This is a genomic window from Glycomyces paridis, assembly GCF_004912155.1.
In the GTDB taxonomy this organism is placed as follows: domain Bacteria; phylum Actinomycetota; class Actinomycetes; order Mycobacteriales; family Micromonosporaceae; genus Glycomyces; species Glycomyces paridis.
The window spans coordinates 16,889-43,328 of the sequence record NZ_STGX01000001.1; the positions used below are offsets into that span (position 1 = coordinate 16,889).

The window sequence follows — 26,440 nt, forward strand, 5'->3', positions numbered from 1 at the left end:
GCCCACCGCCCGCCCCCTCACCCACCACCTGCCCGCCGACCTCAAGACCCCCGTCCCCAGGCCCGACGAATACCGCGCCCTCGACCGCGCCTTCGCCGGCCACCGCCTCGTCACCCTCACCGGACTTGACGGCTGCGGCAAGACCACCCTCGCCAAGTCCTGGGCCCGCCGCCGCCTCGCCTTCCACGAAGGCGGCGTCTGGTACTGCCGCGCCGCCGACGACCTCGGCCGCTCGCTCCTGAACGCCCTCGGCCGACCCGCCGAGGCCCTCCGGCCCGCCCTCGACACCGCGATCGACCGCCTCCGCGGCGCCCGCGCCCTCCTCGTCCTCGACGACCTCACCCGCGCCGCCGCACCCGACGTCGAACGCCTCCTCGCCGAATGCCCCGAACTCACCGTCCTCGCCGTCGGCACCCGCCCCCTCGAACTGCCCGGCGAGGCCAAACGGGCCCTCGGCCTCCCGCCCGCCGACGTCGGCGCCGCGATCCTCGCCGGGCACTGCGAGGACCGCGGCGCCCCGTGGACCCCCGCCGACTGCCGCCGCCTCGCCGCCGCCGTCGAGGGCTTCATCCCCGCCCTCGCCGCCCTCGCCGAGGTCACGGCCCTCGCCTCGCCCGCCGCGGCCCTGCGCCGCCTCACCGACGACCCGGTGACCGCGCTCGGCGGCGCGGGCTTCCGCGCCGCCGTCGACGAAGCGGTCGCGGCCATCTCGGGCCCGGCCCGGGCCGTGCTGCTCGAACTCGCCGCCCGCGCCGGCGGCGCGACCGTGGACGAGGTGCTCGAACTGTGCCGCCAGCGCGACGGCAGCCTGGAGGCGCTCGTGGAGCTCGTCGACGTCGCGCTCGTGGTGATCGAGCGGCCCGCGATGGACCAGGCGCTCTACCGGGTGCCCGCACCGCTGCGGTGGCTCCTCGCGGGCCCGGATGCGCCCGCGGCGACCGAGCGCGAGAGCCCGCACGAGGCGGTGACCGCGAGCTTCGCGGCGCGCCTGGTGCACCCGGTGACCCTCGGCGCGCTGGGCGCCGCGGCCTGAAGGGCGGGGAGGGCCGCGGCGACCGCCCCGGCCCTCCCCGCCCTTCAGCGCTGGAAAGGTTCCTGCCGACACCCCGCACGCTCGACCTCACCGCCGACGGCCCTGCTTGTCAGCGCTGAGGGCGCCAGGTATCTGCCGACACCGGCGTCGGATACCTCGCCGACTGCGATTTCGACTCCGACCTTGCGCTCTTCGGCGCCGACGGGCGCCGGACACTCGGAGCCTCGTTTGGAGCCCGGCTCCACCTTCGGAGCCGTCGCACCGCGCGGTTCGCGACGGTGCCTCGCCTGCGGGACCCGTTCGGGCGACACGGGAGCCGAGACGGCCGCTTTCTGTCGTACGCGGGCGGCAGTGTCGACCGTATGGTCCCCTCTCGGGAGGGTGGGGGTTCGGGATGGCAGGGCGCGGCAACGTTCTCAGGCGGTCGCAGTGGGCCTCGACCGCCGCCGTTACCTTCGTGGCCGCAGTGCCGGGCTCGCGCGAGGCCCGGGCGCGAGGTCCGGGAGCGAGGCCCGGGGCAAGGTTCTGGCGCGAGGCTCGTGAGTGCGGCTCCTGAGCGAGATCCCGGCGCGAGGTCCGGGCCGGGCTCGGGTTGCGCCCGCCGTGGGGCACGGGCCGATCCGGGGCGTGGGGCTCGGCGTGTGCGATGCTGGCCGTGTGACAGACAGGGACGCACCGGCAGCACTGGACCACGCCGCCTCCTCGGCCGCCGTCGCGCGGGCCGCGCGGGTCATCCCCGGGGGCGTGAACTCGCCCGTCCGGGCCTTCCGCGGCGTCGGCGGCGACCCGGTCTTCATCCGGGAGGCGGCCGGGGCCCGCATGACCGACGTCGACGGGAACACGTACGTCGACCTCGTCGGCTCCTGGGGCCCGCTCATCCTCGGCCACGCCCACCCCGACGTCGTCGCGGCGCTCGCCGAGGCTGCCGCGCGCGGGACCTCGTACGGCGCCCCCACGCTCGGCGAGGTCGAGCTCGCCGAGCTCATCGTCGAGCGCACCCCGTGCGAGATGGTCCGCCTCGTCTCCTCGGGCACCGAGGCGACCATGAGCGCGGTGCGCCTCGCCCGCGCCGCCACCGGCCGCGACAAGATCGTCAAGTTCGCCGGCTGCTACCACGGCCACGCCGACTACTTCCTCGCCGAGGCCGGCTCGGGGGTCGCCACACTCGGCCACCCCGACTCGCCCGGCGTGCCCGCCGCCGCCGCGGCGGACACGATCGTCGTGCCCTACAACGACATCGCCGCCGTCGAGGCCGCCTTCGCCGCCCACCCCGGGCAGATCGCCGCGATCATCACCGAGGCCGTCCCCGGCAACATGGGCGCGGTCGCGCCGCGCGACGGCTTCAACGAGAAGCTCCACGCCGTCGCGAAGGCCCGCGGCGCCCTCCTCGTCTCCGACGAGGTCATGACCGGCTTCCGCGTCGGCCCTGGCGGCCTCGCGGCCCCCGCCGACCTCTACACGTACGGCAAGGTCATGGGCGGCGGCCTCCCCGCCGCCGCGTTCGGCGGCCGGGCCGACCTCATGGGCATGATCAGCCCCGCCGGGCCCGTCTACCAGGCCGGGACGCTCTCGGGCAACCCGCTCGCCGTCGCCGCCGGGCTCGCGACTCTCCGCGCCTGCGACGCCGACGCCTACCGGACCCTCGACGCCACCAGCGCCGAACTCCAGCGCCTCGCCTCGGCCGCGCTGTCGAAGGCCGGCGTCCCGCACCGCGTCTCGGCCCCCTCGAACCTGTTCTCGGTGTTCTTCACCGACGAGGACGTCACCGACTTCGAGGGCGCCAAGCGCCAGGACACCGCGGCCTACGGCGCGTTCTTCCACGCCATGCTCGAAGGCGGCGTCTACCTGCCGCCGAGCGCCTTCGAATGCTGGTTCACCTCGACCGCGATCGACGAGGAAGCCCTGTCACACATCGAACAGGCGCTGCAACCGGCCGCCGAAGCCGCGGCTATGGTGCGATCATGAGCGGTTCCCAGACCATCGTCCACCTGCTGCGGCACGGCGAAGTCCACAACCCCGAGGGCATCCTCTACGGGCGCATCCCCGGGTTCGGCCTGTCCGCGCTGGGACGCGAGATGGCCCTGGCCGCCGCCGAGCGACTCGCCGGCCGCGACATCGTGCACGTCGGCGCCTCGCCGCTCCAGCGCGCCCAGGAGACCGCCGAGCCCGTCGCCGCCTCGCACCGCCTCGACGTCACCACGTACGACGGCCTCATCGAGGCCGGGAACTCCTTCGAGGGCCTGCGCGTCGGCGTCGGCGACGGCGCCCTGCGCGAACCGAAGTACTGGTGGCGCCTGCGGGACCCCTTCACCCCGTCCTGGGGCGAGGCCTACCTCGACATCGCCCGCCGCATGACCGAGGCCGTCGACAAGGCCCGCGTCGCCGCCGAGGGCGGCGAGGCCGTCCTCGTCTCCCACCAGCTGCCGATCTGGACCGCCCGCCGCTTCGCCGAGCGCAAGCGCCTGTGGCACGACCCGCGCAGACGCGAATGCGGCCTCGCCTCGCTCACGAGCTTCCACTACGAGAACGAGACGCTCACCCGCATCGAGTACTCCGAACCCGCCGCGCACCTGGTCCTCAAGTCCGAGTCCGCTCGGAAGGCCAAGGGCGCCTGACGGTGGGCCTGCGGCGGAGGAGGATGCTGGCCGCGGTGCCGCTGCTGGCCGTCGCGGCCTGCACGGAAGCCGACCCGAACGCCAACCGCGTCAACGAGATCAACCGCGACCGCTACGTCTCCGGCGACGGCCGCAACTACCGCTGGGACGACCCCGAGGAACGTTTCGACGCGCCCCGCCTCACCGGCGAGGACCTCCAGGGCAATGCGATCGACACCGACGACTGGGCCGGTTCGGTCATCGTCGTCAACTTCTGGGGCTCGTGGTGCGCCCCGTGCGTCGAGGAGGCCCCCTACCTCGTCGAGGCCGCCGCCGAGTTCGCCGACCAGGACGTGCGGTTCCTCGGCGTCAACATCCGGGACTCCCCGGACGCGGGCAAGGCCTTCGAGACCCGCTGGGGCGTCGAGTACCCGTCGCTCAACGACGAGGCCGGGCGCATCGCCGACGCGTTCATCGACTACGGCGTCTCCCCGAACAACATCCCCGCCACCATCATCATCGACGCCGAGCACCGGGTCTTCTCCATCTGGCGCAGCCAGTTCGACGACGCCCGCACCCTCATCGCCGACGTCAACGAGGCACTGGAGACCTGATGCCGAACCTGCCGAAGTCCGCGATCCGCAAGGCCGCCAAGGGCGCCGTCATGGCAGGCACGCTCGCCGTCAGCGTCGTCGCCGTCGGCGCCCTCGTCAAACGCCGCCTCGCCACCGAGCCCCCGCCGCGCGAGGAGGGCGAGTGACCGCCGCCGAGACCGCCGCCTCGGGCCCCCTCCTCCTCGCCTTCGGCATCGCCGCCCTCGCCGGGCTCGTCTCCTTCGCCTCCCCGTGCACGCTGCCGCTCATGCCCGGCTACGTGTCCTATGTGACCGGACTCAGCGGCGCCGAACTCGACGGGGTCTCCAAAAGCGGGGTTTCCAGCGGCAGCGCCTCCGGTGCCACCCTCCTCCAGACCCGCCGCCGCACCGGACGCATCCTCCTCGGCGCCCTGCTCTTCGTCGCCGGGTTCACCGCCGTCTACACCACCGTCGTCTTCGCGCTCCAGAGCGCCGGACGCGCCCTCCTCCAGAACTCCTCGACCCTGGAGACCGTCGCCGGGATCGTCATGATCGCCATGGGCCTCATGTTCATCGGCCTCATCCCCACCCGCGGCGGCTTCGCCCCCCGCTGGAGGCCCGCCGTCGGCCTCGCCGGGGCGCCCCTGTTCGGCGCGGTCTTCGCCCTCTCCTGGATCCCCTGCACCTCACCGGTCCTCGCCGCCATCACCAGCCTCGCCGTCGTCCAGGACGGCACCGCCCGCGGCATCGGCCTCATGATCGCCTACTGCTTCGGCCTCGGCGCGCCCTTCGTGCTCTTCGCCGTCGGCATGCACCGCCTCGCCGGCGCCCTCGACTTCCTCAAACGCCACGGCCGCGCCATCGCGATCGCCGGCGGCGTCATGCTCGTCCTCGTCGGCCTCATGCTCGTCACCGGCGCCTGGACCGAGTTCACGAACTGGCTGCGCGCCACCGTCGGCGCCGGGGTGAGCGTCCTGTGACCGCCACCCTCGCCCCGCCGCCCCGCAGGAAGGCCGGACCCGCCAAGCGCCTGCGCTCCTTCGCGCGCCGCTGGTGGCACCAGCTCACCTCCATGCGCACCGCCCTGCTCCTGCTCCTCGCGCTCGCGCTCGCCGCCATCCCCGGTTCGACGTTCCCGCAGCGCGCCATCTCCTCGGTGGACGTCGCCGACTACTACACCGCGCACCCCGACCTCGCCCCCTGGCTCGACCGGCTGTGGGCCTTCGACGTCTACACCTCGCCGTGGTTCTCCGCGATCTACCTGCTGCTCATGATCAGCCTCGTCGGCTGCATCATCCCGCGCCTGGGCGTCCACTGGCGGGCCCTGCGCGCCCCCGTGCCCGACGCCCCCCGCCGCATGTCGATCCTGCCCTACCACCGGGTCGTCGAAGGCGACCTCAACCAGAGCCGCGCCCGCGCCGTCTTCAAGCAGCGCCGCTGGCGCACCGCCGTGCGCGAGGCCGAGGACGGCACCGTCACCATCGCCGCCGAGAAGGGCCACCTGCGCGAGACCGGGAACCTGCTGTTCCACACCAGCATCATCTTCATGCTCGTCGGCATCGCCGTCGGCAGCCTCGGCACCTGGTACGGCAACCGCATCCTCTCCGAAGGCAAGTCCTACTGCAACAACCTCCAGCAGTACGACGAGTACGGCCTCGGCTCATGGGTCGAGGAGACCGACCTCCCGCGCTTCTGCCTCACCCTCAACGCCTTCGACGCCGAGTTCACCGACGGCGGCCCCACCGCCTACGACGCCGACGTCTCCTACGAGACCCCGAGCGGCGACGGCGACTACGACCTCGAGGTCAACCACCCCCTCAACCTCGAAGGCACCAACGTCTTCCTCATCGGCCACGGCTACACCGCCGTCGTCACCTACACCGACCGCTACGGCCAGACCCAGACGCTCCACCAGGAGTTCCTGGCGATGGACGCGGCCCTGAACTCCGAGGGCGCCTTCAAGTTCCCCGACGTCAACGTCGACCCCGCCACCGGCGTCGTCGACCCGGACGCCGAAGTCGGCTTCGACGCGATCCTCGTCCCCACCTTCGACGACGCCACCGAGATGCTCCTGGGCTCCGAACCCGAACCGAACAACCCGGTCCTGGCCCTCACCGCCTACACCGGCGACCTCGGCCTCGGCGACGGGCTGCCCGAATCCGTGTACGCCGTCAACCCCGACCAGATCGCCTCCGGCGGCCTCGAACAGGTCAACGACCAGGTCGAGGTCATCGGCGTCGGCGACTCGATGACCCTGCCCGACGGCTCCAGCCTCACCTTCGACGGCGTCGAGCAGTACGCCGTCCTCCAGGTCCGCCACGACCCCGGCGGGCCCATCGTCCTCATCGGCGCGCTCCTCCTCCTCGGCGGGCTCCTCCCCGCGCTCGCCGTGCGCCGCAGGCGCTACTGGATCCGCTGGAACCCCGACGGGACCGTCGAGACCGCCGGTCTCAACCGCAACGACTACGACGGCCTCGACGAGGAGTGCGACGAACTCACCGCGCTCATCGCCGGCAACGAGCCGCCGCGAACCGACAACGACACCCACGACGACGGGGACCGGGCATGACCGACGCATCAGCCGCGCCCGCCTCCGCCGCCGTCCGCGCCACGAACTGGAGCCAGCCATGACCGGTGCCCAAGCGGCGAACGCGCTGTTCGTCGCCACCATCCTCGCCTACGCCGCGGCGATGTTCGCCTACGCCGTGGAGTACGCCTTCGACAAGCGGGCCCCCAAGCGCGCCAAGGCACTCGTGGCCGCAGGGGGAGGCGCCGAAGACGCTGTCGAGAGCGCCGCCTCAGGGGGAGGCGCCGAAGACGCTGTCGAGAGCGCCGCCTCTGAGGCCCCGATCAGCCCCGCCGCCGCCCGCGGCGCCGGGCGCCTCGGGCTCGTGCTCACCTACCTCGGCACGGCCGCCCTGGCCGTCAGCATCGTCACCCGCGTGGTCTACACCGGACGGTGGCCGTGGGGCAACATGTTCGAGTACACCGTCGGCGTCGCCCTCGCGGGCATGGTCACCTGGCTGATCCTCGTCGCCAACCGCACCGTGCCCCGCCGCCTCGGCCTCTTCGCGGCCTTCGCCGTGACGATGGTCCTCGGCACCTCCGTGCGCGTCTACACCGAGGCCGGACCGCTGGTCCCGGCCCTGGACTCGTACTGGATCATCATCCACGTCACGGCCGCGATCATGGCCTCGGGCATCCTCCTCATCGGCTGCGTCTTCGCGATCCTCCACCTCGTCAAACGCCGCTTCGACCGCCAGGTCTCCGACGGCGCCGCGATCCGCTTCCCGCTCAACGTCGCCGAGCGCCTCCCCGACGCCACGGTGCTCGAGCGCCTCACCTTCAAGATCCACGTGTTCGCGTTCCCGCTGCTGACCTTCGGCATCTTCGCCGGCTCGGTCTGGGCCCACTTCGCGTGGGGCCGCTACTGGGCCTGGGATCCCAAGGAGGTCTGGGCCTTCATCGCCTGGGTCGTCTACGCCGCCTACCTCCACGCGCGCGTCTCCGGCAAGGGCGCCAAGGCGAACGCCCCGTGGATCGCGATCCTCGGCTACGCCGTCATGCTCTTCAACCTCACCGCCGTGAACCTCGTCTTCTCGGGCCTGCACTCCTACTCCGGGGTCTGACGCGGTGCGCGCCCGGCCGATCCGCGCGGTCGCACCGGGCCGCGCCGTCCTCCTGCGCATCGGCCTCCCCCTCGCCTGCCTCGCCCTCGCGGGCTGCTCCGCCGCGTCCTCGCTGGTGTGCGCCGACGCGAGGGCCGAGCGCGGCGAGGCCGGCGCGAGCGTGGCGGTCGAGGACGTCGAGGGGCCGACCGGCGCGACCGCGACCGTCACCGACTGGCGGATCGAACCGCACCCGCAGACGCCCGACGAGGGCGACCTGCTCCACTTCGAGTACGAGGTCACCGGGTTCGAGGGCACGCGCCTCCACCTCGACGTGTGCGCCGTCGACGCCGACCGCACGGCGCTCGTCTGCGTCACCGTCATGACCGAGACCGCCTGGGAGCAGACCGAAGGCGTCTACACCGGCGACGAGTGGCTGTTCCCCGAGGACCTCGGCCGGGTCGCCGACGTCCTCATCGTCCCCAACGACGTCACCGACGATCGGGCCATGTGCGACCAGGACGCGAAGGACGGCGGCGGCACCCATCCCCCCGAGGGCCCCGTCCCCGGCGAACGCCTCTAACGGGCGCCCGGAACCGATCCGGCGCCCCCGCAACGCCTCCCCGCCCTTCCCGGCGCACCTCGCGACCGGACCGTCGCGTTCCGTGCAACGTTCGCGGACCCCTTGCGGCCCTTCGGCACCGAGAGGGACCGTTGTGCCGTGTTCCGGCTGCTCAGGCCTCCGGCAACCGCTGGCACGGGGCTGCGTTGCGTTACGGGCCATATATATAAGGCATAGAACGGGGACGGCCCCCGCCCGAATGGGCGGGGGCCGTCCCCGCTGCCTGCGGGTGCGGGAGTCGTTCAGTTGCGCCTGGTGTGCTGCGTGATGTCGAAGTGCTCGGCCGTCCGCTCCAGGTCCGCCTGCTGGAAGGAGCGCTGCTCGCGCGGCGGCGTGCCGTCGGGGACGATGAGCGGGCCGTCGTGGCCGCCCAGCGGCGCGGGCACTGGCGGGGGCGTGCGCTGGTCCGGGACGTAGCCCGGCGCGCGCTCGGTCCGGTTGCGGACCCGGCCGGGGGCCGGGGGCGCGGTCGGGTTCGCGGTCGCGCCGGGGGTCGGGCGCGGCCGTCCGCCGCGCATCCGCTCGACCTGGATCGCGCCGGTGGCGGTCGGGAGGACCTCTTCGTCCTCGACCTCGATGCCGAGCTGCTCGCGGCGGGTCACGGTCTTCGGCGTGGTCCCCATGAGCGCGAACAGGAGCACGATGATGCCGATGGTCGCGACCCCGAGGATCGGGAGGATGAGCATGATCGGGTCGATGCCGTCCACCGAGTTGCGGCCCTGGTCGTAGACCGTCACCCGCACCCCGGCCATGCCCGTGTAGTGCATGCCGCAGATGGCGACCGCCATGACCACGGCGGCGGCGGTCTGCCAGCGCCAGCCGTCGAGGAACATGCCGCAGAACAGCGCGGCGGTGGCGGCGACGACGGCGATGACGACGGCGGCGACGAGGTAGTCGCGGTCGTGTGCGATGTGGCCGGAGACGTTGATGGCGGCCATGCCGGAGTAGTGCATGACGACGACGCCGATGCCGGTGAGCGGCCCGGCGATGAGGATCTTGGCGACGGTGTTGCGCCGTCCGGTGCCGGCGACGAGGAGCCCGAAGAACACCGAGCCGATGGAGGCGACGAGGCTCAGGAGGGTCGTGACGGGGTCGTAGGCGATGTCGGACTCGACGACCTTGAAGCCGATCATGGCGGTGAAGTGCATCATCCAGATGGCGGTGCCGCCCAAGGCGAACGCGGCCAGCGCGATCCACTTGACGCGTTTGCGGGCGGCCTTCACCGTCCGGTCCTGGCGACGCGCCTGCGTCATGCACATCAGCGCCAGGATCGACCCCGCGAAAGCGAATCCGAAGGCCATGATGGGGTTGATCCATCCGTAAGTGAAGTGACTTACGTGTTCCACCAGCGGTCTTCCTCCCCGGGTCGAGACCCGTATCCGGAATGTTGCGCGATTGCAATCTGCGCGATTCGAAACTTATACGACTACTGTCCGCCTGCATCCACAAGACGGACAGTTGCACTAGGACGGTCAATTCGCTCGCGGCGGCCCTGATCGCCCGAACGGTGGTCGAGGGTGGGGGAGGCGAGCACGCCGAACACCATGCCGACGATGGCGACCAGGGCGAGGACGAGGATCGGCAGGAGCAGGACCAGGGGGCTGATCCCGTCGACGGCGCGGTCCGGCGGGCCTTCGACGCTGACGGCGGCCATGCCGGTGTAGTGCATGCCGACGACCGCGACGCTCATGACGGCGGCCGCGAGGGACATGGAGCCGCGGCGCGAGACGACGGCGGTGAAGCGCAGCGCGACGGTGGAGGCGACGACGGCGACGACCGCGGAGGCGGCGACGAGTCGCGGGTCGTAGACGACGCGCGCGCCGGTCGCGATGGCGGCCATGCCCGTGTAGTGCATTCCCACTACGCCCGCGCCGCACACCAGTCCGCCGAGGACGAGGCGCGGCCAGCCAGCGCGCCCGCCTCCGGAGACGAAGAGCCCCACGCCCACCGCGAGGACCGCGAGCGCGAAGGAGGCGCCGGTCAGTGCGGGGTCGTAGGCGAGGTCGGCGCCGATGACCGTGAAGCCGATCATCGCGATGAAGTGCATCATCCAGATGCCGATCCCGCCGATGGCGAGTGCCGCCATCAGGGTCCAGCGGAGGCGTCCTGCGCGGGTGGGCGCGGCGCGGGCGTAGCGGGAGGCCGACAGGCCGAGGAACGATCCGGCCGCGGCGAAGGCGAGGCCCATCACGGGATTGAGCCAGCCGTAGGTGAAGTGGTGGTGCTCGAGGGTCGTGGCGAGCACGGTGTGCAGCGGCGAGCTGCTCGGTGACACGGCGTCCAGTGGCACGGTCATGGGGTTGCCTCCTGAAAGGGGTTGTGCCTCAACGGTGCCTTAGCGAGGGTGGTCCCCTGTCGCACAGTCTGTGCGAGTTCTCGGAGCTTGTGGCGTATCCGTCCGCGGGAAGTGGCCGTGCGGTCGCGGAGGGTGTGCGGACCTTTGCCGCGAATCGGACGGTACTGAACGTGGTCGTGTCATCGCGTTCCGTGCCGTCGCGATCGGGTGCGGGCGGATCGGCCGTGCGGCGCGACGGTGTTCGCCTTAGCGGTCTGATTTCCTGACTGAACGACCGAATACCGGATAGGCATGTGTCCGAAAGATCAGTGTTTCTTGAGATTCGCCCCGTAACACGGTGCCATACGCGGGCCGCATCAGAACTCCAGTACGCCCCTGGATTTCGAGGCGTTCTTTCGTCATGATGGAATCTGCTGGGCTTCACATGCCGGCCCCCGTCGCCCCGGCGGCCGGACGGCACCGCCGACGCGCAGCGTCGGCCCGAGACCGAGCCCGGCCCGGCACGGGCCCTTCGGTCTGACACAGAGGACCACCCCAGGAGGCTAGACAAGGTGAGCAAGCGCAGCGCGAACCGTGCGGGTTCAGCGGCTCGACGAGGACCGCTCGGCCTGCCGCGCATCGCCGACATGCGGATCCGGTCCAAACTCGGCCTGATCCTGCTCGTGCCCCTCGTGGTGCTGGTGGCCGTCGCGAGCCTCCGTCTCTACGACCTCGCCAACCGGGTGTTCGACTCGGACGACATGGTGAAGCTCGTGGAGTTCAACGCCGTCACCGCCGAACTGCGGTACGACCTCCAGCGGGAGCGCTCGCTGCTGGTCACCAACCTGCGGCTCGACAAGGACAACGTCGAGGACATCGACGAGTCCCAGTACGACGAGGCCGCGGTCAACAAGCAGCAGGCCGAGACCGACGCCTCCCTCGACGCCTTCAACGTCAAGGCCGACGAGCTCCCCGCGATCTCCGACGACATCGAGAACCGGATCGACGCGATCGGCACGAACTACGAGAGCCTCCTCCAGATCCGCCAGGCCGCGGCCGACAGCCCCGGCGGCACCTCGATCGACGCGACCTCCCGCGTCTACCAGCGCCTCATCGCCGAACTGGTGACCATCACCGACATCTCCTCGCGCATCGTCAACGACCCCGACATCGCCAGGAACCTCCAGGCCATCGCCGCCGCCACCTCCGTCATCGAGACGCTCGAGGAAGAGCGCGCGATCGCCATCAACGTCGGCGACGGCGAGCGGTTCATCAACAACACCCGCTGGCAGAACTTCATCGCCTACGCCAAGCTCCGCGAGTCGGCCGAGGACCAGTTCAAGACGGTCGCCGACCGCGACGAGCAGCTCGCGTTCTTCTTCGACGAGGGCGGCCTGAACACCGACCAGGCCAAGGCCGCGCTGGAGTTCGAGAACTCCGCGATGAACGCCAACACCACCAAGCCCCTCGACGTCAACGCCGAGATCATCGACTCGTACAACGCCATCCTCGAGAACGGCGTCCAGTACATCGACAGCGAGTCCGAGCAGGTCCTCGACGAGGCCCGCGCCGACCTCAACGCGCAGATCTTCCAGCTGCTGCTCGAAGCGGTCCTCATCCTCGCGGCCTTCGTCATCGCGACCGTGGTCGCCCTGCTCATCGCCCGCAACATGGCGACCGGCCTGCGGCGCCTGCGCGAAGGCGCGCTCGACGTGGCGCACGTGTCGCTGCCCCAGGCGGTGGCCCAGATGCGCGACGCCGAGACGATCGGCAACCGGACACCGGACGAAGTGGCGGCGGATACGGGCGCGGTCATCGACATCGACCAGCGCGACGAGATCGGCAACGTCGCCCACTCCTTCAACATCGTCCACACCGAGGCCATCCGCATCGCGGCCGAGCAGGCCGCCCTGCGCGCCAACGTCTCCCAGATGTTCATCAACCTCGCCCGCCGCTCCCAGAACCTGGTCGACCGCCTCATCGGCCACCTCGACCACCTCGAACGCGGCGAGGAGAACCCCGACCGCCTCGCCGAGCTGTTCCAGCTCGACCACCTCGCGACCCGCATGCGCCGCAACGACGAGAACCTCCTGGTGCTCGCCGGCGCGGACTCCACCCGCCAGGAGCGCTACCCGGCCCCGATCGGCGACATCCTCCAGGCCGCCCAGTCCGAGGTCGAGCAGTACACCCGCATCGAGTTCGGGAACCTGGAGGCCGAGCGGGAGATCCGCCCCGCCGCCGTCAACGACCTCGTGCACCTCATCGCCGAGCTCATGGACAACGCGACCGCGTTCTCCCCGCCCGAGGCCCCGGTCATCGTCGAGGCCGAGCAGATGCGCACCGCCGACAGCCCGCAGGGCGCCATCCGCGTCCGCATCTCCGACATCGGCATCGGGATGCCCCCGGCGCAGATCGAGGAGATCAACCGCCAGCTCTCGGAGTCCGGCGACGTCATCGACCTCGCCTCCTCGCGCATGATGGGCCTGGTCGTGGTCGCCCGCCTGGGCAAGCGCCACGACGCCCGCGTCGAACTGCGCCCCGGCGACCAGCGCGGCACCGTCGCCGAGGTCATCCTGGGCGACGCGGTCCTCACCGAGCCGCGCCTGCCCGAGCGCGGCGCCCGCTCCGGCGTCCCCCTCGACAGCGCCTTCGACGGCAACTCCTTCGAGAGCGGCGAGACCGTCGCCCTCCAGGGCCGCGAAGGCGGCCCCCGCGGCGAACTGCTGTCGGGCATGGAGTCCACCGGCGCCCTCCCGCAGGTCCCCGAGAGCCCGGCCGGCCTGTTCGACACGGTCGCGCCGCAGGCCCCGCACTCCCCGCCCCCGCCGCAGTACCAGCCGCCGGCCTGGCAGCCGAGCGCACCGCCGATGGCCTCGCGCCCGCCGATGCAGCCCGAGCACCCGGTCGAGCCCATGACCGGCGAGCACCAGCTCCACCGCCAGCCCTCCCAGCCGTTCCCGCCCGCCCCCGCGGACGAGGAGCCGGGCTTCATGTTCCGCCCCGGCGCGCTCGCCGACGAGCGCAAGGCCAACGGCAAGGTCATGGAGGTGACCGGGGAGATCGTCTCCTCCGAGCACGTCGCCCTGCCGAAGATCCAGCTGGAGGCCTGGACCCCCGAGCCCGAGCCCGTCCCGCCCTCGTGGCCGGACGTCGCGGCCGGCCCCGGCGGGACCGAGGCCCCTCGCGAGGCCAGGGGCGGACGGGTGTCCGCACTGGACGCCACGACCGAGCTCCCCATCTTCCGCGAGGTCGAGTCGGCCTGGTTCAAGGCGGTCACGCCCGCCCCCAAGCCCGTCGACGAGGAGGCCCCCGCGGCGCCCGCCGCCGAGGAGGCGCCCGTGTCGTCCTTCCGGCCTCAGGCTGCAGCACCTTCGGAGGTGGCGGCGGCACCCGTGCCGCGCTACGCTGACCAGTCAGGTGCGGCAGAGCCCGAAGCCCCGGCTTGGGAGGCGGCGCCCCCTTCCCCTCCGCAGCCCACGGAAGGCCCGACCATGCAGAGCAGCCCCGCCGACGAGTCGTCGGCCGCCTCGGGTCCGGAGCGCCGTCGCCTCAACACCGCCCACGAGTCCGAGGCCGGCTCCTACGCCTGGCGCACCGCCGCCGACGACGGCTGGCAGCGGGTCGACAACGCCTTCGCCGAGACCGTCGTCGACGAGACGACCTCGGTGGGACTTCCCAAGCGGCGCCCGATGGAACGCCTGGTTCCCGGCGCCGTGGAGGAGTCGCAGGAGACCGTCAGCGCGCAGAAGCGCAACCCCGAGGGCATTCGGGGCCTGCTGTCGGCCTATCACCGTGGCGTGCAGCGAGGACGTGGCAATGACGGTAACTGAGTCGCTGAACCGCAACACGGCAGACGCTACTAAGGAGCGCAAACGATGAGCACTGGTGGAACCTCGGTCCAAGACCTTGGCTGGCTGCTTGCCGGCTTCGCCGAACGCGTGCCGGGAGTGGCGCACGCCGTGGCGGTCAGCGCCGACGGTCTGCTGCTGGCCTCCTCGCGGGACCTCCCGCGGGACCGGGCCGACCAGCTGTCGGCGGTCACCTCGGGTCTGGTCAGCCTGACCCAGGGCGCGTCCCGCTGCTTCGAGGGCGGCGCCGTCCTCCAGACGGTGGTCGAGATGGACCGTGGCTTCCTGTTCCTCATGTCGATCAGTGACGGCTCCTCTTTCGCCGTCCTGGCTTCGAAGAACTGCGACGTGGGCCAGGTCGGCTACGAGATGGCCCTCCTGGTCGACCGGGTCGGCCAGGCCCTGACGCCTTCGGCCCGCAGCTGATCCGCCGCGGCGCCCGCCCGCCGGCCGTGGATTCGCAGGGCCGCGACTCGGGCGCGATTGGCAGATGGGCGCGTGGCACGGTAGGCTCCACTCGATGCATTAAGCAGCACGAGTGGGACGAACTGAACAACCAACCCCTCCGTCGCGTCCCCAGGCGACGGGCCGGTGCCTCCCCGGGCACGCGGTACATGGATAACTGACAAGACTGCGGCACAAGGATTGTGGGATCTGCGTCCGTGGTTGGAGGTAACAATGGTCCTCGGTGGTGATGAGCCTACCGGCTCACTCGTCAGACCGTACGCGGTCACGCGCGGCCGCACGCGGCCCCAATTGGAGATCGCCCTCGAAGCGCTGGTGGAGACCACCGCGCGCGGCCGGTCCGGGCAGTTCCTCGGCGGCAGGGAGCAGAAGGTGATCGTCGACCTGTGCGGCGGCCGTCTGCAATCGCTGGCCGAGATCGCCGCACGCATGGAGGTGCCGCTCGGCGTCGCCCGAGTGCTGGTCGCCGACATGGCGGCCGACGGCTTGTTGGCAGTGCACGCACCCACCGGTTTCGACGCCGACGGCGCCGACGAATCGGTCGGAACCGAGCTCCTTGAGCGCGTTCTCAGTGGACTCAGGAGGCTTTAGACCCTAATGAACTCACCCGCAGACACCTCTCGTGTGACCTCTGCCAAGATCGTCATCGCCGGTGGCTTCGGCGTCGGCAAGACGACCTTGGTCGGATCGGTCTCCGAGATCACCCCGTTGACGACCGAGGCGATCATGACCTCCGCCTCCGAGGGCGTCGACGACAACAACCTTGTGCCCGACAAGGCGACGACCACGGTGGCGATGGACTTCGGTCGTATCACCATCGACCAGGACCTCATCCTGTACCTGTTCGGCACGCCCGGACAGACCCGGTTCTGGTTCATGTGGGACGAGCTCGTGCGCGGCGCGATCGGCGCGATCGTCCTGGTCGACACCCGCCGTCTCGCGGACTGCTTCTCGGTCATCGACTTCTTCGAGCACCGCAAGCTCCCCTACCTCGTCGCGGTCAACTGCTTCGACGGCAAGCAGCTCCACGAGGTGCAGGACATCCGCGACGCCCTCCAGATCGCCCCCGAGGTGCCCGTCGTCTACACCGACGCCCGCAACCGCGAGTCGACCAAGCAGGTGCTCATCAAGCTCGTCGAGTACGTGCTGTCGATGCGCCGCACCCGCACCGTCGGCGTCCACTAGTCGCCCACAGACGGACGCCCCCGGAACAGCCACAACCGCATATTGCCCCGTCTAGGCTGACCCAACCACCTGGACCATGACGCAAGGGGCCCGAGGCGAAAGCCTCGGGCCCCTGCGCCGTCCCCACCGGCTCCCGTTCCCGATGCCCGCGCCGACCCTGCCCAAGCAGTCGCCGCTCCCGCCTTTGCTCCCGCTCACGCCAGCCCTGCCCGGCGCTGAAGCTCTCGCATCGCCGCAAGGCTGGTCACCCCGCTGATGGTCGAACCCGGTTTGCGGCTCAACGAGGTCGAGACGCCGCTGTCGAACTCCCGCCCGAGACTCCCCGACTCAGCGGCACCTGTATACCGATCGGCGATCTCCACGACGATCCGGTGCGCGAGCGAATCGGCCTCCCGGAAGCTCAGCCCCGCAGGGAGATTGAAGCGGAGCGTGTAGGCCTCGTGCTCCCACATCTCCCCGATCCGCTTCTCCCCGAAGGCGAGATCGGACTCGTAGAAGTCTGCGGGCGGCTCGGTCGTGTCCACTGCGCTCTCCCTTGATCGCTCTGCGTACACTCATCGTGTGAAGTAGATCGTAGCGAATAACTCACCTCAGGTAAACTAGGGACACGCAATCTCCTTCGAAAGGTGTCGATCATGAGCACACCCGACGGCCCGACCGCCCTGCGCCGCATCATTGGAGCCGAACTGCGCCGCCTGCGGACCGCGCTCGACCTGACCCAGAAACAGGCCGCCGAGCGAGCGGGCATCGACCCCTCGGCGATGGTCCGATACGAGGGCGGCGTGTCCTCGATGTCGAACCCTGTGGCGGAGAAGCTGCTCGACATCTACGGGGTGGACGCCGACCGCAAGACGGAACTCCTCGACCTGGTCAAACGATCCCGAAAACGAAGGCCGAAGGGCGAAGTCCGGCCCGCGATCTGGGAACCGGTCGAAGACCTGATGGCACTGGAGCGCGATGCTTCAACGATCCGGGAGATTGCGATCCAGCCACTCCCAGGGATGCTCCAGACCGAGGCCTACGCACGAGCGATGCTGGGGCAGGGCAAACTCGGCGCGGATGTTGTCGAGGGCCATGTGCAGGGCCGACTTTCTCGTGCCGTAATTCTGACCGGCGACGGGCGTGTCCAGTACTGGGCGGTGCTGCACGAGGCCGCGCTTCGATGCGCCGTAGGCGGACCGGAAACGATGAGGGAGCAGCTTGCGTACCTCGCAGAGCTTTCCAAGCGGCCCAACATAACTCTTCAAGTCCTGCCGGATAGTGCCGGGGCGCATTCGGCCATTGCTGGTGCGTTCATGGTGCTCCGGTTCCCGATCGCGCCCGAGTATGGCGTGGTGTACGTCGACTACCTGACCGGCGCAAATTACCTCGACGAACCCGAGGAGGTCGCGCAGTATGATGACGCATATCTTCATCTGATCAAGATGGCCCTGTCGGAACAGGCCAGCTTGGCGTTCATCAAGAAGCTGTCCAAGGAGCTGTATTCATGACTGTCGTGGGGTTCGAAGATCAATTCACCTGGCGCAAGGCCCAGCGATCGGCGAACCAGGGCGGCAACTGCGTCTGCGTCGCCGCCGATGGCGACCGCGCCGGCATCCGCGACTCCAAGGAAGGCCCGACCGGCCCTGCCCTCTGGCTCACCCCAACCGACTGGACCGCCCTCCACTCCCACCTCGCCCGTTGAGGTCCGGAATCCCGAGCTGAGCTCCAACGCCACTTCCACGCCGGTTTGAGTGTGGGCATTTTCTGGGCATCTATGGTTCAATACTTGCATGACCACGAAAAGCCCACTCCATCAGGACGTCGGTGCGGCGCTCCGTGTGGTGCTTCGCCACGGTCTCCCGCTCACCGTCGACCTGTCTCCGCCAGCGCTGCTTGAACTCCGAGGGGTTGTCGGACGCGCCGCCGACCCTATCGATCCGGCCAGCCGAACCGAGGCGGCCGACGGTCTGCTGCGCTCGCTGTTCGCCCGCTATCCCGATCCTCGTTTGGCTTCCGGGATTCGCGTCCTGTTCGGCCTCGACACCGGTGCGGGCCTCAACCTGATGAAGCGACGTGCGCTCGCCGCTACGGCGGTCGCATACGAGGCCGACCACTTTCGCAAGCGCATCGAGCCGGAGATGGTCGATCACCTCGCCGCCGAACTCCTCGCCGATGCGGACCGATTCCGCAATACCAGGCTCATCGCACCGCGACTGACCGCATCTACTGCACGCCAATCGATTCCAGCCGATCCGTTCGCCTGGGAAGTGACCGCTCAAGAGGAGTCCACGGCGCTGGTCTGGGCGGACCTGTACTCCCTTCGAGCCGCCCTGCTGCACGTCGAGCGACTCCTCAGCCTGGATGCGAACCCTGAGGAGATCGTCGACGCCTTGCGAAGTGCGGCATGGAAGTGGGGCCGTGCCCGCAGTGTCGCCCTTGCCCACGCCGATACGTTTCCCGGTGACGTGAGCGCCGACGCGCTCATGTCGCTCGCCGGCTGGTGCCCGCCCATCTCTCAGGAGGCGGCCGCGACGATCCAGACCGCAGCCCAGTCGGCCGACGGACTCGACACCTTCAATGCCGCCCTTGCGGCCGACTTCGATCTCGACCAGGTCTGGGTGCGTCCCTACCTGGAGTCGCCCGTGACCAGACCGATCCGAGAAAGAATCACGCCGTGAAAGAGACCGACGCGCTTACGCAAGCGATCACCGCCGCCGCCACCGAACCACCGCGGCGGTACGTGATCACCGGCGGACCTTCAACCGGTAAAGACGACCTCATCGAGGCCATCCGTGAAGCCGGCATCCCCGTCATGGAGGAGGAACCGGGCCGGGCGATCTACCGCAGACACCGTGACCGCCTCGGCCGCCACCTCCGCAAAGAGGATCGCCGTGAATACTCCCTGGAGGTCCTCGCCGCATTCATCGAAGAGTTCGAGACCCACACGAGCGGCATCCGGTTCTACAACCGCGGTATCCCGGACGGATACGGCTGGGAAGGCTTCTTCGGGCTACCCCCGGCGCCTGAACTGGAGGCGGCGACCGCCCGCTGCCGATACGACACCGTGTTCGTCCTCGACCCGCTCGACAAGTTCGAGGACCCCGACGACATCGTGTGGGCCAAGGAACGCGAACTGCGCCGGGTCCATGAACTGATCGTCCAGGGCTACTACAACGCCGGATACGAACCCGTGTTCGTCTCACCCGGCCGCCCCGCCGACAGGCTCGACTTCATCTGCGCCAATCTGCGCCTCCCCAAACCCGCTCGCGACGAGAGGTTACGGCCATCATGGATCTCCTGGTCTCCCCGAACTCGGTTCTCGCGAACGCGCTGATGCGCTCGATCGACCTCCTGCGGCCCCGGGTCCACGCCAACCGGCCCGACCGCATCGAATTCGTCGTAGGCACCCAGATCAACGGCGCCCCGCACTTGGGCACCAATCTCGTCCAGGCCGCTGCGTTCTCCCTCGCGAAGATCGCTCGCCGCGAGTTCGGCGTGGAGACCGTCGTCCGTTTCGGGGCTCTCGACAACGCGCCGCACGATGTCGAACTCGACCCGGAGACGCATCACGCCTACCAGCGAACCTACTTCCATGCACTCGGCAAGGCCGGGATCGACGACCTGATCGACCGGTACTACCGGGCCTTCTTCGACTCACTCGCCGACGCCACCGATGTGGACTACACAATCGAGACGTACACCGACCAGCAAGCCGCACCCGGTTTTCGCGCCGAGTTCCTCCGCAGCCTCGAACACCTCGACGGCATCCGCTTGTGGCTGGCCCCCTCACACGGCAACATCCACGTACGGGTCCCCTGCCCCGAGTGCGGCTGGGCCGAGAAGCGCGGCGACCGGACCAGGCTCCGCGGCCTCGGCGAGGACGGTGCCGAGTTCACGGCCGTATGCATGGACCACGGTGGGTACGAGGCCCACATCGACCCCGAAGACGGTTCGCCGTACCTCGACCTCGCCACCCTCTACCGCAACCTCGTCAAGGAGCGCCTGGCCGGTCACGACCGGAAGGTTCTGCCGGTCATGATCAAGGGCGGCGACTGGACTTTCGGCTGCCAGCTCGTAGACGGCGCACTCGGTGCGATGGGCACCCCCGTCGCTCAGATCCCCATGCGGATCTTCACCCCACAGGTTCTCGCGCCGACCGGTGCCAAGCTCTCGAAGTCACTGCTCCGGCAACAGGGCAAGACCGCGCTCCCGGCAGATGTCGAACCGTGGATGCTGGACACCACAACCGTTCCCGGCCATGTCGATGACTATGTCGATGCGCTCCTGTGGCTTGTCGGGGTCATGCTCGCCGACCCGAAGCACTTCTTCAGGTCGTTCACCGTCCGTGAGCTCGCAAGGCTCATGCACGCTCGGCCCGCCCAGCAGACCGATCGACCGCGCGCTCACGAGATGGGCATCTACAAGCGCTACTTCGACCTGATCGCCTCCGGCAAGAAGACCACCGAGATCCGCGTGAACGACGCCTCCCGGCGAAATCTCAAGGCGGGCAAGCTGATCAGGTTCAAGTGTCAGGGCGACGAAGTTCTCACCCGTGTCACGTACGTCCACCGGTACCGCGATTTCGAGGAGATGTTCGATCACGAGTCCGTCGCATCGGTGAACCCGACAGCCAGCAGGGAAAGCCAACTCGCCAACATCCGCCAGATCTACCCACCCGACCGCGAGGCCGCCGGAGTGTTGGCAATCGGGATCGAACTGGTCGGCGCAGCAAGAGGTTCCGACAGTTGAGCACTGCGGCAAGGTCGTCCCTTCTGGCTTGCGTGGCCGCCGATCGCGACCGTGCCGGCATCCGCGACTCCAAGGAAGGCCTGAACGGACCCGCCCTCTGGCTCACCCCCGCCGACTGGACCGCGCTTCACTCCCGCCTCGCTTCCTGACCTCAGCCGTCGTTCCCAGTTCTCCAACGCGGCAGGCTTTCAGGATCGAGCCGGGATGGCTTCGTATGTCCGCCCGTGCGGTGAGGTCAAGGCGGTTGGGACACCGTCGACGGCGAGGACGAAGTGTCCTTCGGATGCGGTGCCTTCCGGGCGCTGGGCGGTGATGTCGGGGAACACTGCGGGCGCTTCGTTGCTGATCCAGGTGCAGTCGAGGTCTTGGACCGTGCGGCGGAATCGGGCGCGCTCCTCGGGTTGAAGGTAGGCGAGTACCGCCGAGTGGAATACCACGAGGTGTGCGTCCGGCGGTGCTGCGGCGGCGACCTTGGGGAGGGCCTCGTTCAGGTCGGCGGCGACCAGGCGCGGTGGTTGCTCGGCGAGGATCGCGGCTGCTTGCGTGATGCGCTCGCGGCGATCGTGGTGTTCGGGCCAGACGAGCGATTCGAGCCAGGCGCGGGCGTCAGGGTCGGTCGCGTCGAGAGGGTTGCGGTCGATGCCCCCTCGCCATACGACCTGCGGCAGCCGGGTCGGTGCTTCGCCCTGGCGCAGTTCGCATTCGAGAACGACCTTGCTGGGTCCGTCGCCGGGGTCGAGGCTGGCGATGCCTGAAGCCGTCCGATAGCGGTAGCTGTAGCGGTCGGGATACAGGCACAGCCCGGCAGAGGCACCGACCTCCAGCAGGGCGATCGGGCCGTCGATCGCGGCGAGCGCGGGGAGGAGCGTCGCGCACCGTGCCGCCTCGTTGGTCTGTGTCGCCCGCTCAAGAATGATCGGGAGCATCTGCCCCCATTGCTCCGACAGCCATGCACGCCACCGCCCGTAGTCCCTCACCGGTGCACCGAGATGCCGAGAGGCGGCGAACACCAGATTCGGCTGGCGCTTCGCGGGCGGCAGTTCGGCGATGCGGTCGCACATGGTGCCGTCTTCGGACACCCCTGCGGCCAGCGCCTCGTAGATCGGCGAGACGCCGTTGGCCTCCACCGCGGCGAATCGCGCATAGAGGCGAGCGACCTCGGCAGACTGAGAGGCTGTTGCGGTGGGGCCGAAGGAATCGTTGTGCGACATGGGCACGATCCTATGAACGTGCGTCATGACCTCAGGTCGGGCGTCTCCTCCACCGCGGATGAGGGCGCGGCGGGTCCGTGGCCTGTTCTTTGGCTTTGCGCGCCTTCGTGGGCGGGGCTACTGCGGCGGCGACAAGAAGGTGAGGGGAGGGTCTGGCCGGGTTCTTCGGCACAGGGGTCGTCGGTGTGAGGGGCGCGGACACCTTGGATCCTCTGGGGTGAGGCGTGACGGATCTTTGAGGTGTGCGGGGCGGGCGGACTCTGGTCCAGGGCTTGACAGCCAGGTCTGGGCATGGCGGTGTGCCCGGACCCTTTCGGGCATCGGGCTGGGAGGCGTGTCCCGTACCCCCGCCCCGGCCGCCACCGGGACGGGCGTCTTAAGAATGGGGGAGGTCCGTAGTCGACGGGTCCGGCCATTGCCAACTTCGGGCGGTGATGGGTCGACCCAAGGGAGTCTTGCTTTGCTGTTGCGGCTGGCTTGAAGGGGATTCGTGTGGGCGCAATGGGGGGGCTGGGGAGTTCTCGCTCTTTTGGCGCTGGCGGCTGTTGCGCGGGTATCCGTTCGTCAGCGGAGGCTTCCGCGATGCCGAACTTGGCTCGCAATCTGGCCTTGGCCGCTTTGATGTCGGCGAGGATGTTGATGCGCTCTGCCGCATCGGCCCTGGTCCGCAGTTCGGATTCCAATGCCGATGCCCACTCCGCGCGGTAGAGCCCGGTGGGGAAGGATTCCGCGCCGTCCTCGGCTCGGTCCATGTCCGCGTCGGTGCGCCAGTCCCGAGCACCCGCATCCGCCTTCGATGTCCGCAGGGGCGCTCTCGTGGCCCTCGTGGTGGACGATGAGCGCCTGTCCGGGGCCGGTCTTCTCGACCGACCAGCCAGGAGTGTGTATGCGGCCGTGGTGAAAGCGGCACAGCAGGATCAGGTTCTCGGCGACCGTCGCGCCGCCGTCGGCCCAGTGAGCGATGTGGTGTGCCTCGGTCCAGGCGATCGGACGGTCGCATCCCTGCCAGGCGCACCCTTCCGGTTGCTCTAGCTCCAGTTTGCGGCGGAGGGCGGTGTTGGGGAGTCGGAGGGCTCGGCCGAGTTCGACCGCTTCGCCTGTCTCGTAGTCGAAGACCGAAGGGATGATGCCGGCTTCGCAGGCGAGGAGGCGGGCCTTGGCGACACTGATGGGGCGGCCTTCGAGGAGGGGGAGGCGGCCGGTGTCCTTGCCCTGCAAGGTCTCGATGTCGACGGTGAGGTCGAGGGTCGCGGTGTGCCCGTGGCGGGTGGCGGCCTGGGGGGAGGTGCCGTATCCGGCGAGGAGCTGGTGCAGGGCCTCGGCGTGGCGGTTGGGCTGGGCCATGAGGACACCGTCGTTGTCCTGCTCGGATTGGCGGGGTGGTGGGCAGGCCGTCTTCAGGTACTTGTCGAGGAGGCGGCCGGTGTCGGGGGAGAGTTCGCCTGAGAGCGACCAGAGTCCGTTGGCCTGTTCGCCGACTTCGATCCATTGCAGTGCCTGCTCGCCGAGGTGCTCGAACAGCTCTTCTTGGTCGGCCAGTTGGGCGGCGAGGGCGTCGATGTGGGCTCGGAGTTCGGTGAAGGTGGCGTGTGCGCAGTACTCGCTGAGCATGGCTTCGGGTGTGGCGCAGGAGACCTCGGGATCGAACGGGGAGGTGGCCGCCTCCCTGAAGGGGGTGAGGGCGAACAGGCGCATGGCGGGGGTCTTGTCGAGTTGGCGCACGCCGTAGGCGACCTGGTCGATGCGGGCCCTGCCGGTGGTGGCCGCTTCGGTGAGGAGGGTGAACTTCGTGGAGAGGCGGGCGATGGCGGCGACCGATCCGGCTGTGGCGTAGGTGAAGTCGAACTGTGAGAGGAGGAGGTCGCGGAGGGCGGAGAAGCCGAAGGCGTTGCGGTGGAGGTTCGCGTTCTTCATGGTGATGACCGCTGAGAGGACCTGGGCGTAGTGGGCGTTCACTGCGGCGGCGGCTTCATCGAGGGTGGTTCGGATGGCTTGGGCTCGTTCGCCGGAGCCGGTGAGGATCTGAAGCGCTGTCGCCGCCATTGGATTGCACCTCCTTCGCTGCTTCTCGAATGTGTTGCCGAGTTTGGGTTGTCTGTTCTATTGGTGTAGGTCAATTGTGACTCTTGGTGGTATAGGGCGGCAACACCCAGAAGGATGACATTTGGTGAGAAAGTTTCGCCGGGACGGCCGAGACCCGCAGGCCCGCAACCAAACCGGGGAATAGCGAGACCTCTTCGTCGCTGACTTCTCTGACCCGTCCCCAAGAACACCAGAGACGCGGAAACGGCCCGAGGCAATGCCCCGGGCCGCTCGCTCAGTCTTCGCCTCAGATGACCTTCGGGATCGAACCCGTGTTGGTCAGGGCTTCGTTCAACAGCGGACCCACCTGCATGGTGAACTGGCCCAGCTCGTAGCCGAGTTGCTCTCTGTCGCACTGCGACACGGCCAGCAGCGTCAGGCAGATCTGCGGGCCGACCGGGGCGGCCAGGAGCACGCCCTCGGCCATCTCCACGATGACCTGCTGGGCGGGGCCGTGGTCCATCGACCGGCCAGCGCCCTCGCCCATCGAGAGGAGGCCCGAGCCGATGCCCGCCAACTGGTCGGCGCGCTCCTTCGGCAGCCCTGCCGAGACGGCCAGCGGCAGTCCGTCGACGCTCACCAGGACCGCGTGGGACAGGCCCGGGGTCCGGGCCACGAGGGAGCCCAGCAGCATGCTCAGCGAGCGCTCGTAGACACCGAGGTTGGCGCTCATCGGGCGGCCATCCTCTCCGTCCGGGAGGCCGTGCCGGGGCGGGCGCCGCGAGCGCGGCCCCAGCCCTTGAAGTAGCCGGCGGTGTTCTGCGCCAGCAGTTCCGCGTCGCGCTCGATCGGCTCGTCGAAGCGGGTGTGCTCGTCGGCGACGACGGCGCCGGGCACGAGGTTCGCCTGGGGCTTCCTGCGCGGCAGGCCCGCGGGCGTCGTCTTCTCCTCCGTGGCGGGCGTCTGCGTCGCGGTCCGGGCGGTGCGCCAGCCGTCGTCGCCGGGGAGGTTCCACGACTCCGACTCGGGCTCTTCGCCTTCGGGACGTTTGAACCAGGCGCTGCGGGCCTGGCCGAAGATGAGGAGGCCGTCGTCGTCGTTCGCGAGGCTCGCGACGTCGACGATGCTGACGTCCTCCTTGGGCTGCCACGGGTGGCGGCGCGGCTCGGGGTCGGCCTGCATCGGCTTGGCGGGCTTGAACAGCTCGTTGGGCTGCGACAGCTCCGCGGGGGCGGAGCGGCGGCGCCGCAGCGACCGCGTCGAGGGCTCGCCGTCGACCGGCGCGCGGTCGGGGTCCGGGAGCACCTGAGTGGCCTCGAGATCGACCGGGAGCACCGAGTGCAGCTGCGAGGCGGGGTCGAGCGCCCGGAGGCTCTGACGGTCCGGCAGGTCGCCTGGAAGGCGGACGGTGGCGTGCGTGGTGTCGCGGAAGCGGCGCGGCGGGGCCTGCTCCTCGGGGGCCGGGGGAGCGGGGGCGGGCGGGGCCTCGGAACGGGGGCGCTTGGCCTGGAGCAGGCCGATGAGGCCCTCCAGCGAGCGGTCCCAGGCCGAGACGGCCTCGGCCGTGGCGGAGACGGACGGGGCCACCGACGGGTCGTCCCCGCCGCCGATCTCCCGGATCGCCTCGGTCAGCGCCCCGGCCATCGCCGCGACCTGTCCGGGGTCGGCGACCGTGGCGAGGTCCGCGGCGAGCTCTTCGGTTGAGATCGACTGGAGCGCACCGGGTTGGGGGAGTCTGGTGAGGATCGCGACGGCGTTGGCCTCGCTGGGGTCGTCCCAGGCGGCCAGCGCCGCGGGGAAGACCGCGCGCAGCAGGCACGTGAGCGCCTCGGCGGCGTCGTGGCGGGCGCGGGCGGCGGAGGCGACGGTGTCGAGGATCGGGCGCAGGGCGGCGATCTCGGCTCGCGCGGCGAAGGGCTGCCCGGCGACTTCGCCGGTGGCCATGCCGCGGGCGATGGCGATGGCGTCGTCGAGGGCGTCCTTGGAGCGGGAGGCGCGGCCGTCGGCGCGGACGACGTACTGCCCTGCGGCGGCGGCGTACTCGGCCAGCTGGACCACGTCGCCGTCGACGGCGACGGAGACCGACTGGCCGGGGGCCGAGCGGGCGAGCAGGCTGTTGAGGCGGACCCAGCCGCGCGGGTCGTCGCCGAAGGTGTCGGTGGCGATGAGGCCGCCTCCGGCCGCGACGAGCGCGACCGCGCAGGCGGTGTCGCCCGGTCCGGCCCCGGTTACCTGCTGATCGGTGGTGATGCCGCAGAACACTTGCACCCGC

25 protein-coding genes and 1 pseudogene are annotated in these 26,440 nt (G+C 70.0%); 19 read left to right on the forward strand and 7 right to left on the reverse strand.

What is annotated here, in order from left to right; translation table 11 throughout:
- From E9998_RS26620 to E9998_RS00115, 9 genes and pseudogenes are all read left to right on the forward strand, one after another.
- Nucleotides 1-1,033, forward strand: a pseudogene (locus tag E9998_RS26620) (hypothetical protein); the annotation flags it as partial.
- A gap of 657 nt (nucleotides 1,034-1,690) precedes the next feature.
- The gene (gene hemL / locus E9998_RS00085) at nucleotides 1,691-2,998 is read left to right on the forward strand and encodes a glutamate-1-semialdehyde 2,1-aminomutase (protein ID WP_136527682.1); all 1,308 of its coding nucleotides are present in this window, start codon (nucleotides 1,691-1,693) and stop codon (nucleotides 2,996-2,998) included.
- Entirely contained in the window at nucleotides 2,995-3,648 is a 654-nt protein-coding gene (locus tag E9998_RS00090; RefSeq protein ID WP_136527683.1) for a histidine phosphatase family protein, read from the forward strand. Before hemL ends, E9998_RS00090 begins: the two co-directional genes overlap by 4 nt.
- Nucleotides 3,649-3,671: 23 nt before the next feature.
- Nucleotides 3,672-4,241, forward strand: coding sequence for a TlpA disulfide reductase family protein (locus tag E9998_RS00095; protein WP_136527684.1), 570 nt, complete (start codon nucleotides 3,672-3,674; stop codon nucleotides 4,239-4,241).
- Nucleotides 4,241-4,387, forward strand: coding sequence for a hypothetical protein (locus tag E9998_RS25050; protein WP_158299638.1), 147 nt, complete (start codon nucleotides 4,241-4,243; stop codon nucleotides 4,385-4,387). Before E9998_RS00095 ends, E9998_RS25050 begins: the two co-directional genes overlap by 1 nt.
- Nucleotides 4,384-5,181 (forward strand): cytochrome c biogenesis CcdA family protein, encoded by a 798-nt coding sequence (locus tag E9998_RS00100; RefSeq protein ID WP_136527685.1) that lies wholly within the window; start codon nucleotides 4,384-4,386, stop codon nucleotides 5,179-5,181. The genes E9998_RS25050 and E9998_RS00100 overlap by 4 nt, the downstream gene beginning before the upstream one ends.
- On the forward strand, nucleotides 5,178-6,770 hold the full coding sequence (resB, locus tag E9998_RS00105) for a cytochrome c biogenesis protein ResB (RefSeq protein WP_240037437.1): 1,593 nt from the start codon (nucleotides 5,178-5,180) through the stop codon (nucleotides 6,768-6,770). The genes E9998_RS00100 and resB overlap by 4 nt, the downstream gene beginning before the upstream one ends.
- Nucleotides 6,771-6,828: 58 nt before the next feature.
- Nucleotides 6,829-7,830: a c-type cytochrome biogenesis protein CcsB gene (gene ccsB / locus E9998_RS00110; protein WP_136527686.1), complete on the forward strand. Its 1,002-nt coding sequence runs from the start codon at nucleotides 6,829-6,831 to the stop codon at nucleotides 7,828-7,830.
- A 4-nt stretch (nucleotides 7,831-7,834) separates the two neighbouring features.
- Nucleotides 7,835-8,392 carry a hypothetical protein gene (locus tag E9998_RS00115; RefSeq protein WP_204745165.1) on the forward strand — a complete coding sequence of 186 codons (558 nt, stop codon included), beginning with the start codon at nucleotides 7,835-7,837 and terminating at the stop codon, nucleotides 8,390-8,392.
- Nucleotides 8,393-8,673: 281 nt separating this feature from the next.
- Here the strand turns inward: E9998_RS00115 and E9998_RS00120 are convergent, their stop codons facing one another.
- Both E9998_RS00120 and E9998_RS00125 read right to left on the reverse strand, forming a co-directional pair.
- Complete coding sequence (locus E9998_RS00120) at nucleotides 8,674-9,777, reverse strand: MHYT domain-containing protein (protein ID WP_136527687.1); 1,104 nt, start codon at nucleotides 9,775-9,777, stop codon at nucleotides 8,674-8,676.
- An 80-nt stretch (nucleotides 9,778-9,857) separates the two neighbouring features.
- The gene (locus E9998_RS00125; RefSeq protein WP_136527688.1) at nucleotides 9,858-10,727 is read right to left on the reverse strand and encodes an MHYT domain-containing protein; all 870 of its coding nucleotides are present in this window, start codon (nucleotides 10,725-10,727) and stop codon (nucleotides 9,858-9,860) included.
- Nucleotides 10,728-11,278: 551 nt separating this feature from the next.
- On the opposite strand from E9998_RS00125, the gene E9998_RS00130 reads away from it, so the two are divergent.
- From E9998_RS00130 to E9998_RS00145, 4 genes are all read left to right on the forward strand, one after another.
- A complete protein-coding gene (locus tag E9998_RS00130; RefSeq protein WP_136527689.1) occupies nucleotides 11,279-14,536 on the forward strand; it encodes a sensor histidine kinase in 3,258 nt (1,085 codons plus the stop codon).
- A 45-nt stretch (nucleotides 14,537-14,581) separates the two neighbouring features.
- A complete protein-coding gene (locus E9998_RS00135; RefSeq protein ID WP_030161947.1) occupies nucleotides 14,582-14,980 on the forward strand; it encodes a roadblock/LC7 domain-containing protein in 399 nt (132 codons plus the stop codon).
- A gap of 252 nt (nucleotides 14,981-15,232) precedes the next feature.
- Entirely contained in the window at nucleotides 15,233-15,610 is a 378-nt protein-coding gene (locus E9998_RS00140) for a DUF742 domain-containing protein (RefSeq protein WP_136527690.1), read from the forward strand.
- A gap of 6 nt (nucleotides 15,611-15,616) precedes the next feature.
- On the forward strand, nucleotides 15,617-16,204 hold the full coding sequence (locus tag E9998_RS00145; protein ID WP_136527691.1) for a GTP-binding protein: 588 nt from the start codon (nucleotides 15,617-15,619) through the stop codon (nucleotides 16,202-16,204).
- A 194-nt stretch (nucleotides 16,205-16,398) separates the two neighbouring features.
- Here E9998_RS00145 and E9998_RS00150 read toward each other — a convergent pair whose 3' ends face one another.
- Nucleotides 16,399-16,728 (reverse strand): hypothetical protein, encoded by a 330-nt coding sequence (locus E9998_RS00150; protein WP_136527692.1) that lies wholly within the window; start codon nucleotides 16,726-16,728, stop codon nucleotides 16,399-16,401.
- A 111-nt stretch (nucleotides 16,729-16,839) separates the two neighbouring features.
- Here E9998_RS00150 and E9998_RS00155 point away from each other — a divergent pair, with 111 nt between their 5' ends.
- The 6 genes from E9998_RS00155 (at nucleotide 16,840) to E9998_RS26965 (ending at nucleotide 21,084) form a co-directional block, all read left to right on the forward strand.
- Entirely contained in the window at nucleotides 16,840-17,694 is an 855-nt protein-coding gene (locus tag E9998_RS00155; RefSeq protein WP_136527693.1) for a helix-turn-helix domain-containing protein, read from the forward strand.
- Nucleotides 17,691-17,888, forward strand: a complete 198-nt coding sequence (locus E9998_RS00160) for a DUF397 domain-containing protein (protein ID WP_136527694.1) — start codon at nucleotides 17,691-17,693, stop codon at nucleotides 17,886-17,888. Before E9998_RS00155 ends, E9998_RS00160 begins: the two co-directional genes overlap by 4 nt.
- 88 nt (nucleotides 17,889-17,976) lie before the next feature.
- Nucleotides 17,977-18,864 (forward strand): hypothetical protein, encoded by an 888-nt coding sequence (locus tag E9998_RS25055; RefSeq protein WP_158299639.1) that lies wholly within the window; start codon nucleotides 17,977-17,979, stop codon nucleotides 18,862-18,864.
- A complete protein-coding gene (locus E9998_RS00165; protein WP_158299640.1) occupies nucleotides 18,861-19,520 on the forward strand; it encodes an AAA family ATPase in 660 nt (219 codons plus the stop codon). Before E9998_RS25055 ends, E9998_RS00165 begins: the two co-directional genes overlap by 4 nt.
- Nucleotides 19,475-20,935, forward strand: coding sequence for an ASCH domain-containing protein (locus E9998_RS26030; protein WP_240037440.1), 1,461 nt, complete (start codon nucleotides 19,475-19,477; stop codon nucleotides 20,933-20,935). Before E9998_RS00165 ends, E9998_RS26030 begins: the two co-directional genes overlap by 46 nt.
- A 32-nt stretch (nucleotides 20,936-20,967) precedes the next feature.
- Entirely contained in the window at nucleotides 20,968-21,084 is a 117-nt protein-coding gene (locus E9998_RS26965; RefSeq protein ID WP_158299641.1) for a DUF397 domain-containing protein, read from the forward strand.
- A gap of 39 nt (nucleotides 21,085-21,123) precedes the next feature.
- Here the strand turns inward: E9998_RS26965 and E9998_RS00180 are convergent, their stop codons facing one another.
- The 4 genes from E9998_RS00180 to E9998_RS00195 all read right to left on the reverse strand — a co-directional run bounded on the left by E9998_RS00180 (nucleotide 21,124) and on the right by E9998_RS00195 (nucleotide 26,436).
- Nucleotides 21,124-22,146: a DUF2332 domain-containing protein gene (locus E9998_RS00180; RefSeq protein WP_136527696.1), complete on the reverse strand. Its 1,023-nt coding sequence runs from the start codon at nucleotides 22,144-22,146 to the stop codon at nucleotides 21,124-21,126.
- A gap of 564 nt (nucleotides 22,147-22,710) precedes the next feature.
- Nucleotides 22,711-24,189, reverse strand: a complete 1,479-nt coding sequence (locus E9998_RS00185; RefSeq protein WP_136527697.1) for an HNH endonuclease signature motif containing protein — start codon at nucleotides 24,187-24,189, stop codon at nucleotides 22,711-22,713.
- A gap of 286 nt (nucleotides 24,190-24,475) precedes the next feature.
- Nucleotides 24,476-24,901, reverse strand: coding sequence for a roadblock/LC7 domain-containing protein (locus E9998_RS00190; RefSeq protein ID WP_136527698.1), 426 nt, complete (start codon nucleotides 24,899-24,901; stop codon nucleotides 24,476-24,478).
- Nucleotides 24,898-26,436, reverse strand: coding sequence for a hypothetical protein (locus tag E9998_RS00195; RefSeq protein ID WP_136527699.1), 1,539 nt, complete (start codon nucleotides 26,434-26,436; stop codon nucleotides 24,898-24,900). The genes E9998_RS00190 and E9998_RS00195 overlap by 4 nt, the downstream gene beginning before the upstream one ends.
- Nucleotides 26,437-26,440 lie beyond the last annotated feature (4 nt).

Excerpts from the sequence above, each read along its gene's own strand:
- E9998_RS25050 (WP_158299638.1), top strand. The coding sequence starts at position 4,241 with ATGCCGAACCTGCCGAAGTCCGCGATCCGCAAGGCCGCCAAGGGCGCC.
- E9998_RS00145 (WP_136527691.1), top strand. The coding sequence starts at position 15,617 with ATGAACTCACCCGCAGACACCTCTCGTGTGACCTCTGCCAAGATCGTC.
- E9998_RS00190 (WP_136527698.1), bottom strand. The coding sequence starts at position 24,901 with ATGAGCGCCAACCTCGGTGTCTACGAGCGCTCGCTGAGCATGCTGCTG.
- E9998_RS00140 (WP_136527690.1), top strand. The coding sequence starts at position 15,233 with ATGGTCCTCGGTGGTGATGAGCCTACCGGCTCACTCGTCAGACCGTAC.
- E9998_RS00185 (WP_136527697.1), bottom strand. The coding sequence starts at position 24,189 with ATGGCGGCGACAGCGCTTCAGATCCTCACCGGCTCCGGCGAACGAGCC.
- E9998_RS00095 (WP_136527684.1), top strand. The coding sequence starts at position 3,672 with ATGCTGGCCGCGGTGCCGCTGCTGGCCGTCGCGGCCTGCACGGAAGCC.
- E9998_RS00090 (WP_136527683.1), top strand. The coding sequence starts at position 2,995 with ATGAGCGGTTCCCAGACCATCGTCCACCTGCTGCGGCACGGCGAAGTC.
- E9998_RS25055 (WP_158299639.1), top strand. The coding sequence starts at position 17,977 with ATGACCACGAAAAGCCCACTCCATCAGGACGTCGGTGCGGCGCTCCGT.
- E9998_RS00180 (WP_136527696.1), bottom strand. The coding sequence starts at position 22,146 with ATGTCGCACAACGATTCCTTCGGCCCCACCGCAACAGCCTCTCAGTCT.
- E9998_RS00155 (WP_136527693.1), top strand. The coding sequence starts at position 16,840 with ATGAGCACACCCGACGGCCCGACCGCCCTGCGCCGCATCATTGGAGCC.
- ccsB (WP_136527686.1), top strand. The coding sequence starts at position 6,829 with ATGACCGGTGCCCAAGCGGCGAACGCGCTGTTCGTCGCCACCATCCTC.
- E9998_RS26030 (WP_240037440.1), top strand. The coding sequence starts at position 19,475 with ATGGATCTCCTGGTCTCCCCGAACTCGGTTCTCGCGAACGCGCTGATG.
- E9998_RS00125 (WP_136527688.1), bottom strand. The coding sequence starts at position 10,727 with ATGACCGTGCCACTGGACGCCGTGTCACCGAGCAGCTCGCCGCTGCAC.
- E9998_RS00135 (WP_030161947.1), top strand. The coding sequence starts at position 14,582 with ATGAGCACTGGTGGAACCTCGGTCCAAGACCTTGGCTGGCTGCTTGCC.
- E9998_RS00160 (WP_136527694.1), top strand. The coding sequence starts at position 17,691 with ATGACTGTCGTGGGGTTCGAAGATCAATTCACCTGGCGCAAGGCCCAG.